Source organism: Sphingomonas sp. Leaf198 (assembly GCF_001424005.1).
Lineage (GTDB): Bacteria > Pseudomonadota > Alphaproteobacteria > Sphingomonadales > Sphingomonadaceae > Sphingomonas.
Window position 1 is genome coordinate 1,122,725 of sequence record NZ_LMPX01000002.1, and the last position, 13,267, is coordinate 1,135,991.

The 13,267-nt window shown below is 66.5% G+C and carries 13 protein-coding genes and 1 tRNA gene; 4 read left to right on the forward strand and 10 right to left on the reverse strand.

Annotated elements, in window-relative coordinates; genetic code table 11:
* Positions 1-46: 46 nt before the first annotated feature.
* Positions 47-122: transfer RNA gene (locus ASG20_RS12025), tRNA-Phe, on the forward strand.
* 166 nt (positions 123-288) lie between these two features.
* On the opposite strand, the gene ASG20_RS12030 is transcribed toward ASG20_RS12025, so the two are convergent.
* The 5 genes from ASG20_RS12030 to ASG20_RS12050 all read right to left on the reverse strand — a co-directional run bounded on the left by ASG20_RS12030 (position 289) and on the right by ASG20_RS12050 (position 4,681).
* Positions 289-1,356, reverse strand: coding sequence for a 5-(carboxyamino)imidazole ribonucleotide synthase (locus ASG20_RS12030; RefSeq protein WP_056052472.1), 1,068 nt, complete (start codon positions 1,354-1,356; stop codon positions 289-291).
* Between the two features lie 25 nt (positions 1,357-1,381).
* The gene (gene purE, locus ASG20_RS12035) at positions 1,382-1,837 is read right to left on the reverse strand and encodes a 5-(carboxyamino)imidazole ribonucleotide mutase (RefSeq protein WP_056052477.1); all 456 of its coding nucleotides are present in this window, start codon (positions 1,835-1,837) and stop codon (positions 1,382-1,384) included.
* Between the two features lie 248 nt (positions 1,838-2,085).
* Entirely contained in the window at positions 2,086-2,772 is a 687-nt protein-coding gene (gene gpmA / locus ASG20_RS12040) for a 2,3-diphosphoglycerate-dependent phosphoglycerate mutase (RefSeq protein ID WP_056052480.1), read from the reverse strand.
* Positions 2,773-2,933: 161 nt separating this feature from the next.
* Positions 2,934-4,070, reverse strand: a complete 1,137-nt coding sequence (locus ASG20_RS12045) for a M14 family metallopeptidase (protein WP_056052483.1) — start codon at positions 4,068-4,070, stop codon at positions 2,934-2,936.
* Complete coding sequence (locus tag ASG20_RS12050) at positions 4,067-4,681, reverse strand: DUF4136 domain-containing protein (RefSeq protein ID WP_056052486.1); 615 nt, start codon at positions 4,679-4,681, stop codon at positions 4,067-4,069. The genes ASG20_RS12045 and ASG20_RS12050 overlap by 4 nt, the downstream gene beginning before the upstream one ends.
* A gap of 157 nt (positions 4,682-4,838) precedes the next feature.
* Here ASG20_RS12050 and ykgO point away from each other — a divergent pair, with 157 nt between their 5' ends.
* Positions 4,839-4,964 (forward strand): type B 50S ribosomal protein L36, encoded by a 126-nt coding sequence (ykgO, locus tag ASG20_RS12055; RefSeq protein WP_003046794.1) that lies wholly within the window; start codon positions 4,839-4,841, stop codon positions 4,962-4,964.
* A 4-nt stretch (positions 4,965-4,968) separates the two neighbouring features.
* A complete protein-coding gene (locus tag ASG20_RS12060; RefSeq protein ID WP_056053135.1) occupies positions 4,969-5,595 on the forward strand; it encodes an HAD family hydrolase in 627 nt (208 codons plus the stop codon).
* An 83-nt stretch (positions 5,596-5,678) separates the two neighbouring features.
* Here ASG20_RS12060 and ASG20_RS12065 read toward each other — a convergent pair whose 3' ends face one another.
* On the reverse strand, positions 5,679-6,284 hold the full coding sequence (locus tag ASG20_RS12065; protein ID WP_056052490.1) for a L,D-transpeptidase family protein: 606 nt from the start codon (positions 6,282-6,284) through the stop codon (positions 5,679-5,681).
* A 198-nt stretch (positions 6,285-6,482) separates the two neighbouring features.
* Between ASG20_RS12065 and ASG20_RS12070 the strand changes: the two genes are divergently transcribed.
* Positions 6,483-7,187, forward strand: a complete 705-nt coding sequence (locus ASG20_RS12070; protein WP_056052493.1) for a murein L,D-transpeptidase catalytic domain family protein — start codon at positions 6,483-6,485, stop codon at positions 7,185-7,187.
* 10 nt (positions 7,188-7,197) lie between these two features.
* Here the strand turns inward: ASG20_RS12070 and ASG20_RS12075 are convergent, their stop codons facing one another.
* From ASG20_RS12075 to ASG20_RS12090, 4 genes are all read right to left on the reverse strand, one after another.
* A complete protein-coding gene (locus tag ASG20_RS12075) occupies positions 7,198-8,289 on the reverse strand; it encodes a glycosyltransferase family 2 protein (protein ID WP_056052496.1) in 1,092 nt (363 codons plus the stop codon).
* On the reverse strand, positions 8,286-10,796 hold the full coding sequence (locus ASG20_RS12080; protein WP_056052499.1) for a DegT/DnrJ/EryC1/StrS family aminotransferase: 2,511 nt from the start codon (positions 10,794-10,796) through the stop codon (positions 8,286-8,288). Before ASG20_RS12080 ends, ASG20_RS12075 begins: the two co-directional genes overlap by 4 nt.
* A 137-nt stretch (positions 10,797-10,933) precedes the next feature.
* Positions 10,934-12,847: a CocE/NonD family hydrolase gene (locus ASG20_RS12085; RefSeq protein ID WP_056052502.1), complete on the reverse strand. Its 1,914-nt coding sequence runs from the start codon at positions 12,845-12,847 to the stop codon at positions 10,934-10,936.
* A gap of 88 nt (positions 12,848-12,935) precedes the next feature.
* A complete protein-coding gene (locus tag ASG20_RS12090; protein ID WP_056052504.1) occupies positions 12,936-13,235 on the reverse strand; it encodes a hypothetical protein in 300 nt (99 codons plus the stop codon).
* Positions 13,236-13,267: the final 32 nt, after the last annotated feature.

The window sequence follows — 13,267 nt, forward strand, 5'->3', positions numbered from 1 at the left end:
CTTCCGATCGCAAGGTCGGACGCTTCTCCGGTCCCAGACCGGACGTGCCCGGATAGCTCAGTTGGTAGAGCATGCGACTGAAAATCGCAGTGTCGGCGGTTCGACCCCGTCTCCGGGCACCATTTTTTCCCACGTGATTTAAGCTGCCGGTTCACTCGCAAGGCCGCGAGATTGGACCCCCATTCCGTTCGTGCTGAGCGAAGTCGAAGCACCTGCGCTTGGGGCACACCCTTCGACTTCGCTCAGGGCGAACGGAATGGGGGAGAAGCTCCTAGACCGGAACCAGCGTTAGCGGACGATCCGCGTGACGTGGCCCATCTTACGCCCCGGCCGCGCGGTGCCCTTGCCGTACAGGTGCAGGTGCGCGCCGGGCTCGCCAAGCAACTCCGCCCAGCGATCCGCGTCGTCGCCGATCAGGTTTTCCATCGTCGCCTCACGCCCGGTCAGTGTCGTCGCGCCGAGCGGCAGGCCGCAGATCGCGCGGATGTGGTTTTCGAATTGCGAACATTCGGCGCCTTCGATCGTCCAGTGCCCCGAATTGTGCACGCGGGGCGCCATCTCGTTGAACACCGGGCCGTCGGCGCCGACGAAGAACTCGCAGGCGAGGACGCCGACATAGTCGAGTTCGGCCGCGATCCGTTCGGCCAGTGCGGCGGCCTCGTCGGCTTGGGCCAGCACGGCCGCCGGTGCGGGGACGGTCGAGTGGCGGAGCATCGCGTCGCGGTGGACGTTGAGTGGCGGATCGTAGCGCGCGATGCTGCCGTCGAGGCCGCGGGCGATCAGGATCGAGAACTCGTGGTCGAACGGCACGAACGCTTCGAGCACTGCGGGGCCGCCGATCGTGTCCCAGGCGGCTTGCGCGCCTTCGGGGGTGTCGATTTTGACCTGCCCCTTGCCGTCATAGCCGAAGCGGGCGGTCTTGAGGATCGCGGGGGTGCCGATCGCCTTCAGGCCCGCCTGCAGGCTGGCGAGGCTGTCAACCGCCGCCCACGGTGCCGGACGCCCGCCGACGCTCTCCACGAAGCGTTTCTCGCCGATGCGCTCCTGCGCGACACGGAGCGCGCGCGGGCTTGGGTAGACGGGGACGCGGTCTGCCAGCCATTCGACGGGCTCGACCGCGATGTTCTCGAACTCGTAGGTGATGACGTCGCAGGCGTCGGCGAAGTCGGCGAGGACGATGCGGTTGTGATAGTCGGCGCGCGTCATGGTCGAGGCGGACTGTGCGGCGACGCTCTCCTGGTCGGGCGCGAGGACGTGCGTGTGATAGCCGAGCTGGGCCGCGGCGGTAGCCAGCATGCGGCCGAGCTGACCTCCACCGAGGATGCCGATGGTCGATCCGGGGGGAAGCGGCGTCATGTCAGCGTCTTTCAGGCTATCGTGCTCAGATGGGGTCGGTCGCGACGGCGTCGGTCTGTGCGGCGCGCCAGGCTTTGAGGCGTTCGGCCAGTGCGTCGTCGGACGTCGCGAGGATCGCGGCGGCGAGCAGGCCGGCATTGATCGCGCCGGGCTTGCCGATCGCGAGCGTGCCGACCGGGATGCCGCCGGGCATCTGGACGATCGACAGCAGGCTATCCATGCCCTTCAGCGCCTTCGATTCGACGGGCACGCCGAGCACCGGGAGGTGCGTCATCGAGGCGGCCATGCCGGGGAGGTGCGCCGCGCCGCCTGCACCGGCGATCACAACCTTGAGGCCGCGGTCGGCAGCGGTGGTCGCGTAATCGTATAGGCGTTGCGGGGTACGGTGTGCGGAGACGACCTTGGTCTCGTAGGCGACATCGAGCGCGTCGAGCGTCTCGGCGGCGTGGCGCATCGTCTCCCAATCGGAGGTGCTGCCCATGATGATGCCGACTAGAGCCACGATCGCCCCCTGATTCAAGGAGCGCCGTGCCTAGCGACGTGGGGAGCCTAGGGCAACGCTATTGGTAGGCCGAGGTAGGCCGAGGTAGGCCGCACAAGATTGCACCACCCCGGCGGAGGCCGGGGCCCAATTGGGAAACGGAGCTAACCGGTGGCAGCGCTCCGTTACTGCCACCTTTCGAATTGGGCCCCGGCCTTCGCCGGGGTGGTGTCGCTTCCGGGACGGTGTCAGCGCTCGCTGAGGTAATAGCGGTCGGTGGCATTCAAATCCGCGTCGAGTTCATACACGATCGGCTGGCCGGTCGGGATCTCGAGGCTGGTGATCTCGTCGTCGGGAATGTTCGACAGGTGCTTGACCAGCGCGCGGAGCGAGTTACCGTGCGCGGAGATCAGGATGCGCTGGCCGTCCTTGAGCGCGGGCGCGATCCGCTCGTCCCAGTAAGGAAGAACGCGCGCGATTGTGTCCTTGAGGCTCTCGGTCCTGGGGATCGCGATGCCGTCGTAACGCCGGTCCTTCGACAGGTCGAACTCGCTGCCGTCGTCGAGTACGGGCGGCGGGACGTCGAAGCTGCGGCGCCAGATATGGACCTGTGCGTCGCCGTGCTTGGCGGCGGTCTCGGCCTTGTCGAGGCCGGTGAGGCCACCGTAGTGCCGCTCGTTGAGGCGCCAGTCCTTCTCGACCGGGAGCCAGAGGCGACCCATCGCTTCGAGCGCGATGTTGAGCGTCTTGATCGCCCGCGTTTGGAGGCTGACGAAGGTCTGGTCGAAGTCGAGGCCCTTGGCGGCCATCAGCTCGCCTGCGGCCTTGGCCTCGGCCTCACCCTTGGCGGTCATGTCGACGTCCCACCAGCCGGTGAAGCGGTTCTCGAGGTTCCAGGTGGACTGGCCGTGGCGGATCAGGACTAGGGTCGGCATTCGGGCTCCTGCGATGGCGGGACTGAACGGAAAAGTGCGGTGCCCCCCCCTATCCGTCATCCTGACGAAAGTCAGGATCCAGAGCCAAGACGGACGGCGTCCTGTTACCCTGGGTCCTGACTTTCGTCAGGATGACGGCAGATCGAGGGCGATGCGGGCGATCAGATTTCGTCGATCATACCGGCGAGCGTCTCGAGCATCGCATGCGCGAGCTGTTTCGAGCGCTCGGGCGACCAGCCGAACGCGGGATCGGCGTTGGCGTCGTGATCCTTGAACGGCATCTCCAGCGTCATCGACACCGCACCAAAGCGCTCGGCGAGCTGGTTGGTCGACATCGACAGGTTGGCCGAGCCCGGTGCGGACTTGGGATAGCCCTTCTCTGTCTGAAAATCGGGCGTGTGCGCCGCGAGACGACGGCCGTATTCGTAGAATTTGTCGCCGTGCGCGTCGGTCCAGGAGGGGATGCCTTCGAAGCCGGCAATGAAGTTCGCCGGGATCGCCTCGTCGCCGTGGATGTCCATCGCGACGTCGACGCCGGTCAGATCCATCGCGTTGCGCACACACAGGACTTCCGGACTCTTCTCAGGGCTGGGCGTGTGCCATTCGCGGTTGAGGTTCACCCCCACCGCATTGGTACGCAGATGACCGCGGCGCGTGCCGTCCGGGTTCATGTTGGGGACGACGTTGAAGGTCGCCTTCGCCAGCAGCGCGGCAGTGATCGGATCGGCCGAATCGGTCAGCCGCTCGAGCGCGCCTTCCATCCACCATTCGGTCATCGATTCGCCGGGGTGCTGGCGACCATAGATCCAGACCTGCTTCGGCCCCGACCCGATCGTAAAGCAATCGATCGCCTGACCGTCGAGCGACTGGCCGAGTTCGCGGTGCGCGACGCCGGGAAGCAACGCGGTACGCGCCACCAGCGCCTCGTGCATTTCCATCGTGTACGGCGCGAAATACGCGAACCAGGCGAGATCGGTATCGGCGGTGAAGTCGAATTCGAGCACGCCACTCTCATAGCGTGTCTCGATCATCCGCCACGCCTGGCGATCGGTGCTGGCGCGCGTCTTGTAGCCTGGCCAGCCGAACGGATAGGCCGACTTGCCCGCGTTCAGGATGCGGTAGGTCAGCGTGCGGCCGGCCGCCCCCGCAACGCGGAAATAGAACCACTGGAAAAAATCGGACTGGAAATCGGTGACGATCTCCATGTCGATTCGGTCTCCCTCGATGGCGACAACGCGAATGTTGCCGCCATCGAAGGCTGCATTGATGGTGACGGGGCTCATGGTCTGTACGGTCATTTCACCTGAATAGTGCGACCGGACTCACCGGGGAACCCCATGAACAACGCGCGGGCGAGCTTCCCGGCCTGGATATCGGTCGTTGCGTCGGCCTTGCGGGCATCGGCGAAGGTCTGCGCGCGGCCTTCCCAGACCGGCGACTGGTCGGCGCTGCGCTTGATCGTCACCGACAGTTCGGAGACGAGGATCGCGGTACGCCCGCCGCCGCCGATCGGGAAGCCGACACCGCCGCCAAGACCGAGGCCGCCACCACCACGACCGCCGCTGAAGCCCCCGCCGCCGAGACCGATGCTGAACGGCGCCGGCTTGGGCGGCCCCGCCTGCGTGGTACGGGTGAAGCCCACGGTGGCGACCAGCAACGGCTTCGCGCCCGGTGCCGGCACACTATAGCCGGCCTTCAGCAGTTCGCCCTGTACGGCAGCCGCGTAGGTCTTGAACTCGAGGCTCGCGGGGCCACCGCCGGTAAGCGGCTGGACCGCGATCGTCCCGCGGTCGATCGGCTCGCCGAGATGATAGCGCAACACCTCGGTCGGCGGCAGCGACGGGCCGGTCGCGCACGCGGTGAGGGATGCGCTTGCCAGCGCCAGGACCAGGATCGAACGAACCGCCATCGGGACTTCCTTAGAATGTTGCGCTATAGTAACGCTCCGACCAGCCGAGTGGGTTCCCGGATGGCAGGAGTGTGTCCGTTGCTTGACTTGGACACACCCCGCCATTAGGCGATCCCGTCTTTCCGCACACCTAGATTTGAAAAGAAGCGAATCGATCATGAAGATCCGCAATTCCCTGAAGTCGCTCAAGGATCGTCACCGCGATAACCGCGTGATCCGTCGTCGTGGCCGTACCTACGTCATCAACAAGACCAACCGTCGCTTCAAGGCACGCCAGGGCTAAACCCCTGAAGACCGCCGTCATTTTCGACGTCGGTCGCGTTCTTTACGACTGGGATCCGCGGATCCTGTACGAGCGCCTGATCGACGACGATCGGGCGCTCGACGCGTTCCTGCGCGACGTCGTGACGATCGACTGGCATTTCCAGCACGATGCTGGCCGCGACTTCTCCGACACCTCGGCGGAGCTGGCCGCGTTGTATCCGCAGCATGCCGACCTGATCGCCGCCTGGGGGCCGCGATTCAACGAGAGCATCGGCGCGCGAATCGCCGGCATGCAGGAGATCGTCGAGGAGCTGGACGCGGCCGGCGTACCGCTGTTCGCGATCACGAACTTCAGCCACGAGTTCTGGCTACCCTTCCGCGCGCGTGAAGCGCAGCTGTTCGACCGGTTCCGCGACATCGTCGTGTCGGGCGAGGAGAAGATGATGAAGCCGGATGCGGCGATCTATCGGCTGTCGCTCGACCGATTCGGGTTGGCGGCGGAAGAGGCTGTGTTCGTCGACGACAATGCGGCGAACGTGGCGGGCGCGCAGGCGCTAGGAATCGAATCGGTGCTGTTCACGGATGCCGCGGATTTCCGCGCGCGACTGGTCGAGCTTGGGCTCCCGATCGCCCAGCACCCGTCATTCTGACGAAAGTCAGGATCCAGAGCCATTAGCGTCGCGGTCCGTTACTCTGGATCCTGACTTTCGTCAGGATGACGGGGTGGCATAACTTACCGATCCAGCGAGACCGACTGGCGCAGGTTTGCCACTGCGGTCTCCTGATCCACGACGGGCGCCTCCGGCATCGCGCCGCCCTCGAAATCGTCCGTCACCGTCACGGTCGTCCCCAGCGTCGTCACCCCGAACAGCTGTTTGGCAAAGCCGAGCGGCACGCGGATGCAGCCGTGCGACGCGGGGAAGCCCGGGTTGCGCCCCGCGTGGATCGCGATGCCATCCCAGGTCAGCCGCTGCATGAACGGCATCGACGCATCGTCGTACAAGCTCGATTTGTGGACCGCGTTCTTCTGCAGGATCGGATAGGTCCCGAGCGGGGTATCCTTGCCGTCCTTGCCGCTGGAGATCGTCGTCGCCGCGATCATCGACGACCCGCGATAGACGAACGCGCGTTGCTCCAGCAGGCTGATGACGATGCTAACGGGCTCGCTCTCGCCATTGTCCTTCCAGACGAACTGGTTCGGCGACAGTTCGGTCGCAGCCTGCTCGATCGGCATCGCGGCGAGCGCGCCGGCCGACGCCGCCAGCGCAGGACTCGCGCCCGCGAACAGCGCGACGGCCAGCCCGATTGCCGTCACTGGCCGCATCATCCCGATCATCATCACCCGTTCTCGAATCCCGATATCCCGCTCAACGCGCGATTCTTCGAATCGTGCCGCGAGACGAGGGAGTCGACGAACCGACCCCAAGCCGGGGTAGTCAGAGGGAGCGGACCCACAACCAGTGGAAATGGTTGCAGAATATTCACTGAAAATCGGCTATACGATGGTCCAAGAAACGGGGCAATTTCGGGAAAATCGATGCACGACGAGCAAGGTCCTGTGCGCGAGCGACGCGCGCTTCTGAAGAATGGTCTGGTATTGGCGGGGGCTCTGGCGGTGCCGGGTGCCGTATCCGCAACGACACGTCTCGGACGTCCGCTCACCGCGCGCGATCTGAAGCCGATGATGCAGCCACCGCTGCCGCGGACCACGGTCGCGCTGACGTCGCCGAAGGTGGTCCGTCCCGATCTGCTGCGCCAGGCGATGGCGTCGCTCAGCCGTCACGGCAGCCGCATCCAGCATCACGACCGGATCGCGATCGCCGATTTCGCGGCACCCTCGGGCAAGCCGCGGTTCCACTTCATCGATCTTGCCAGCGGGCGCAGCACGTCGCTGCTGGTCGCGCACGGCAGCGGTTCCGACCCGGCGCATACCGGCTATCTCGAGCGCTTCTCGAACCGCTTCGGCTCGAACGCCTCGTCGGAGGGTGCGTTCGTGACCGACGACTATTACGTCGGCAAGCATGGACGGTCGCAGCGCCTGATCGGTCTCGATCCGACCAACGACAACGCACTCGATCGCGCGATCGTGGTGCACTCGGCCTGGTATGCGAACAAGGACATGATCGAGACGCACGGCATGCTCGGTCGCAGCCAGGGCTGTTTCGCGGTCGGCGAACGTGACCTCGACCAGGTGTTCGCACGCCTCGGCGCCGGCCGGATGATCTACGCCGCCAAGGTCTGATACCGGGCGTCTAGACGGCGGTCTGGACCATCCGGCTCTGCTCCATCCGGTGACGCGCACGACGCGCGCCGCCGATCAGCCCCGACCACAGCAACGCCTCCAGGCTGGCATAGCCGAGGCCAAGATGGTCGGGCCGCACGGCGAGCACATCGGCCAGCCGGATCGTCCCCGCGCGCAGCCCCACCCGACCGATATCGCCCCACCGCCGCGCGGTTTCCCAGCGGATCAGGCTGATGTCGTGCGAATCGCACCGGTGCGTTGCCAGGAAGTCGGCCTGGATCACGCTGAGCGCGCTGCCCAGGATCGCGAGCGTCGCGCGATCCGCCACCGGGCGCTTGGCCATGTTGTGCGACACCATCAGCCGCGCGATCGTCTCGGCACGATCGTCGAACAACCGCGCATAACGCTCGGTCAGCACGCGGACCGCGGACGCCTCCATGGTATCCTCGAACCGCTTCGATACGCCGCCCGGATGGACCCGGTACAGCACCAGCGGCGCATCGAGCCGGGCGATCGCGCCGAAATGGCGGATCCGCTGGTACAGGTCGAAATCCTCGGCAAACAGCAGATCCGGCCGGGTGATCGGATCGAGCCGCCGCGCGACGTCGGTCCGCATCATCGTCGACGACCAGACCAGCGGGTTCTCGATACAGGTCAGCCATGCGACCAATGCCGGCGTCGTCGTCGGTGCATAGCGCGACGGCGTGACCTTCCCGTCGCACAGGATCTCGGCGGACGTCCCCAGCAACACGGTGTCGGGATGCGCCTCGAAATAGGAGACCTGCCGCGCGAAGCGATCGGGGCGGCAGATGTCGTCATGGTCGAGCGCGGCGATGTACCGCCCGCGTGCCTCGGCGAAACCGCGGTTGCGGGTCCTCACCGGGCCACCGTTCTTCGCCATCGTCACCAGCCGTACGCGCGGATCGGGCCATGCGCTCACCACCGCGCACGTATCGTCGGTCGAACAATCGTCGACCACGATCAGCTCGAAATCGGTCAGGGTCTGCGCCGTGACGCTGGCCAGCGTCTCCTCGATCAGCGCGGCGCCGTTATAGGCCGCCACGACCACGCTCACCAGCGGAGCGGCATCGGCCGCGGTCACGCCGCCGCCCGGACCCTGGACGGCAGGACCTGCTCGACGATCATCAGTCCGACATCGTTCTGCCAGAGCCAGAGCCCGTTCGCCTGCCCCGAGAAGCTCGATTCGCCGCCGAGCGGACCCCACGGCACGAACCCTGCGGCCAGCCCGAGCCCGTAGAGCCCAGCGACCGGCACGCCCTCCGCATCGACGATCCGGCAATGGCGATCCACCATCGGCCTGCCGTCGTCCGCCGCCAACGCGATCGCCGCGCCGTCCTGTCCGACGATCGGCATGCCGATGGGGCGATAGCCGAGCGCCGCGATCACCAGGTCCGCGTCTTCGATATGCGCGCGCGCCGCCGCGTCGTCGTCGCCCGCGATCCGGTGCAGCGCGACGCGTGGATCGGGTTTGCGACCATCGATCTCCAGCATCCGCAGGACCAGATCGCGCGCTTCGAGCCTGAACCCGGCCAGCCGGTAGACGAACCCAGAGACCGGGCAGATGTCGTCCGGACCGAAATCGGTGAAGCCCTCGGCATGCGCCGCCTCGACCGAGTGATAGAAGGGGCGCAGCGGCCGACGGTGGAGCAGCGTGATCGCGCCCGCGCCGAACGGCAGCGCCGGCTGGCTTTTCAGCAGCAGCGCGATCGTCGTCAGCGCACTGGTCGATCCGCCGATCACCGCGATCCTCGGCGCGCGCCGGCCGGTCAGCAGGTCGGCGACCTTCTCGAACCCGCCGATCGTCAGGACGTCATCGGACTGCAGCAACCGCCCGGCCGCGAGTTCGATCAACGGCGCGCCTGCCACGCTTTGCGCCGCGAGCCGTTCGAGCGGCTGATGACCGCCGGTCGCGACGACGACATTGCGCGCCAGCTGTTCGAAGACGTGGCCGTCGGCCAGCCGGCGCAGCTCGACGCTCCACAGGCTATCGCCGACCCGTTTCGCGCCCAGCGCCTCGTGCCCGGTCAGAACCGTGCCGCCGTGCGCGCGGACGAGATCGGTGAGCCGGTCGCCGGTCGCGCGCAACAGCGGCCCGACCTCGGTCAGCGGCACGCCGAGCGCGCCCTCATGCGCCGCGACCGCGCGGCCGGCGGGATGATCGACCAGCCGCGCGAGTTCGGGATGCACATTGTCACGCACCGCGGTCAGGAACGTCTGCGCGGTTGAATCCGAGGTGATCGCATAGCGCCCGAGCCGCCCGCCGCCGATCGCGTTGCCGCGCTCGATCACCATCAGCCCGGAGGCCGCGAGATCGGGGAGCAGCCCGCGCTTGGTGGCAGAGGTCAGCATCGCCGTCCCCGCGGGGCCACCACCGATCACGATCACCGAGGCGATCGCGCCGGTCGCGCCGCGCACCGACGCCCGCCGGTCGCGCGGGCGGACGATCGCGGCGCAGGCGTTCGCAAGCGTTTCGGCGGCTCGTCGCGCATCATCGGCCGACATCGCGTCGGTGATCGGCAGCGACAGCATTCGCCCGGCGATCCTGTCCGCGACAGGGGTGGGCTCGATCATCGCGGTCGCCTGGAACCAGGGCTGCTCGCCGAGATGCGGGCTGAAATAGCGGCCGCAGCCGACCCCGTCCGCCTCGATCGCCTCGACGATCGCGTCGCGGTGATGCGCGATGTGTTCGGGGAGAAGCACCGGCATGAACTGCATCGAACGACGCCGGCCCGATACCGCCTGGAAATGGAAATCGGGCAGCGTCGCACGGTAGGTCTCGTCCAACACGGCGCGGTGATCGGCGACCGCGTCGATCTCCGCGAGCTTGGCCTGCGCGATGATCGCGGTGATCTCGGGCAGCTTGGCGTTGATCCCCGGCAGCGTCGCGCTGCGGCTGCCCTCGAACCCGAAATTCCCCATCGACCGCAATGTCGCGATCAGGTCGATGTCGCCGCTATGGATCAGCCCGCCCTCGCCCACCGCGAACGTCTTGGTCGCATGCATCGAATGCACCACCGCGAACGGCGCGCGCGCACCGAAGCCGAGCCCCGCATCGTCGAGCGTCCCCAGCGACGAGGCCGCATCGATCACCACCCCGACGCCGTAGCGCCGCTGGAAATGCACATAGCGGTCGAGGTCGATCGCGTTGCCGAACGTCGCATAGGGCACCATCACGCCGATCCGCTCGCCGTGACGCTGGAGCAGCCGCTCCTCCTCGATCGCGCACGCACCCCAATCCTCGGGATCGATGTCGCAGATCAGCGGCGTCAGCCCCGCCCACGCCGCCGCCTGTGCGGTCGCGGCGAAGGTGAGCGCCGGCATCAGCGCGAGTGTCCCCTGTTTCGGGTTCAGCCCACCCGTCCGCATCCCCGACGCGTGGCGGATCGCGAGCATCAGGCCGAGCGTGGCATTGCCGACCGCAAGGCACGCGCCGTAGCCGCCGAACAGCTGTTCGGTCACGCCAGCCTCGAACGCGCGCACCTCCGGACCGTTGTTGCTGAACACGCCCGACGTCTCGACGCGGTGCAGCGCATCGAGATGGTCACTCAGCCGCGGCGGATTCGGCGCGATCAGGGGGAGGCGTTTCATCGGCGGTCCGGTCTGTTGTGCGGCAGGTCTATGACCCATCGCCTCCTAAGAACCAGTTACGCGAGCAAACGCCAAGAGAGGCAAGACAGTTCTTTCCTTACACCACCCCGGATCGCGTCCGGGGTGGTGCAGCAGTTTCAGCGGACCAGCGGCAGGCTGATATAGCTTTCGTCGGCACCCGCGACGGTGATCTTCTGCGTCGCCTTCACGTAATCCTTTGGTTGCGCGAAGAAGATGTTCGGGACGAACGTCTGCGGGTTGCGATCGTAGAGCGGGAACCAGCTCGACTGGACCTGCACCATGATCTTGTGCCCCGGCAGGAACACATGGTTGGTGGTCGGCAGCGCGAACTTGTATTTGAGCGGCACGTTCGCGGCGATCGGCTTGGCGACCGCCAGGCTCTCACGATACCGCCCACGGAAAATGTCCATCGCCACCGACAATTGATACCCCGCCATCGCCTTGTCGCCCGGCGTCACGTCGGGATACACGTCGATCAGCTTGACCACCCAATCGCTGTCGGTACCGGTCGTCGACGCGGTCAGGTTCACTTCCGGCACGCCGGCGATGGTGGTCGGCGTGGTGAGCGCATCGGTGGTGAAGGTCAGCACGTCGGGACGCCCCGAGACGGCGCGCTGGTCGTCGACCAGCCACTGTTTCCATGTCGATCCGGTCGCATAGGTCGGAACGGTCGGGCGCACCCGGTAGCTGACCGGCGTCGCCGGGTCGGAAATATAGTCCGCCGTGGTCGCCGCGCCGCCGGCGGCCTGAAAGCCGAGCGCACCGCCGGGCTTGAGGTACAGCGGCGTGCCCGCGGTCTGCGCGGTCGGCCATTTGTCGAGCCTCTGCCACTCGTTACGCCCCGACTGGAACATCGTCACCGGCGCGACGTCCATCGCCGGCTGGTCGCTCTTCAGGTAGTGCGCGAGGAACGGCGCGAGGACGTGCCAGCGCCACCATTTGGCGGTGTCGGCATCCCATTTGATCGCACCCAGCGCGGTGCCGTCGCGCACCTCCTGGCCGTGATACCAGGGGCCCATCGACAGATAGACCATGTCGTTGGCGGTGTCCTTGGGCTCCAGCGCGCGGTAGACCGCAGGCGCGCCGTAGATATCCTCCTGATCCCACAGTCCACCGACGATCAGCGTCGGCACCTTGAGCGGCTGGCCGGCGAGCACGGTGTCCATCGCCTGGCTCGACCAGAACGAATCATACGCCGGATGCTGCGTGATCTTGCGCCAGAAGCCGAGCTGTTCGAGCCCCTGCGCCTTGCCGATCGCCCCCGCCGAGCCACCCTTGAGGTAATAATCATAGTCGTCGGCGGTGTCGGTAATCCACGGCGTGCCGGCATCCTTCGTCGCCTCCTGGCCGAGCACGTACGGCATCATGCCCTCGCGGAAGGCGCCGTTGTGGAACCAGTCATCGCCGCGCCAGCCATCGACCATCGGGTTCATCGGCACCGACACCTTCAACGCCGGATGCGGATTGATCAGCGCCATCAGCGGCAGGAAGCCGTCATAGCTGATCCCGCTGATCCCCACCCGACCGTTCGATTCGGGGACGTGCTTCACCAGCCAGTCGATCGTGTCGTAGGTGTCGGTCGAATCGTCGGTCTTGGTCGGGTTCTGTGCAGTCCCGGCGCGTGCGGGGTTCATCATGTAGATGCCCTGCGATCCGTGCATGCCGCGGACGTCCTGGATTACGCGGATGTAGCGCGCCGCGGCGATCACGTCGCCCGCACCGTCGCCATGCTCGAGGATGCCCGCATAGGTGCCGCTGTCGACCTTGGTCTGGCCGTCGGCATCATAGGGCGTCCGCGTCATCAGGATGCCCGCGTCCTTCGCACCTTTCGGCACGATGATGACGGTGTGCAGCTTGACCCCGTCGCGCATCGGGATCTCGACGACCTTGCGCACATAGTCGTAGCCGACGTCGCGCGGCGCCATCTTGGCGGGGCGTTCGTCGTAATTCTGCGCGGTCGCGGGGGTGGTCGTCGCGGTAGCCAGCGCGGCGATCGCACAGGCGGCAAACAAACGGGTCGTCGATTTCATTGTCTTCTTCCTTCCCTCCCGGACCGAAAAAGAAAAGGCCCGCCTTCCCTTGCGGAAAGACGAGCCCCTTTCGTAGCAATTCAGCCGATCAGGCCGTCCGCGTACCGGTCAGCGGGAAGCTGCCGAACGCGCCGGCGGCGACGCTGCCCTTGAGGACGTCGTCCTCGACGGTCGCCTTGCAGTCGAGCGTCATCGGCATCGGCACGGTCATGCTCTGCTTCCAGGTGATCGTGTCGCCATCGACCTCACCGGTGACGTCCATGCCACCCATCGCGCCCGACACCGCACCCGTGAAGGTGCTGCCGGCGCTGTTGACGGTCAGCGTCATCTTCTGATCGCCCAGCGGCGATTTGACCACGCAATCCCAGCTGCCATCGACGTTTGCCATTGCACTCTCTCCTGAAGCACCACCCAGCACGC

Coding starts and splice junctions, on each gene's coding strand:
- ASG20_RS12080 (WP_056052499.1), bottom strand. CDS start 10,796: ATGAAACGCCTCCCCCTGATCGCGCCGAATCCGCCGCGGCTGAGTGAC.
- ASG20_RS12045 (WP_056052483.1), bottom strand. CDS start 4,070: ATGACCGTACAGACCATGAGCCCCGTCACCATCAATGCAGCCTTCGAT.
- gpmA (WP_056052480.1), bottom strand. CDS start 2,772: ATGCCGACCCTAGTCCTGATCCGCCACGGCCAGTCCACCTGGAACCTC.
- ASG20_RS12050 (WP_056052486.1), bottom strand. CDS start 4,681: ATGGCGGTTCGTTCGATCCTGGTCCTGGCGCTGGCAAGCGCATCCCTC.
- ASG20_RS12085 (WP_056052502.1), bottom strand. CDS start 12,847: ATGAAATCGACGACCCGTTTGTTTGCCGCCTGTGCGATCGCCGCGCTG.
- ASG20_RS12070 (WP_056052493.1), top strand. CDS start 6,483: ATGCACGACGAGCAAGGTCCTGTGCGCGAGCGACGCGCGCTTCTGAAG.
- ASG20_RS12030 (WP_056052472.1), bottom strand. CDS start 1,356: ATGACGCCGCTTCCCCCCGGATCGACCATCGGCATCCTCGGTGGAGGT.
- ASG20_RS12065 (WP_056052490.1), bottom strand. CDS start 6,284: ATGATGATCGGGATGATGCGGCCAGTGACGGCAATCGGGCTGGCCGTC.
- ASG20_RS12090 (WP_056052504.1), bottom strand. CDS start 13,235: ATGGCAAACGTCGATGGCAGCTGGGATTGCGTGGTCAAATCGCCGCTG.
- purE (WP_056052477.1), bottom strand. CDS start 1,837: ATGGGCAGCACCTCCGATTGGGAGACGATGCGCCACGCCGCCGAGACG.
- ykgO (WP_003046794.1), top strand. CDS start 4,839: ATGAAGATCCGCAATTCCCTGAAGTCGCTCAAGGATCGTCACCGCGAT.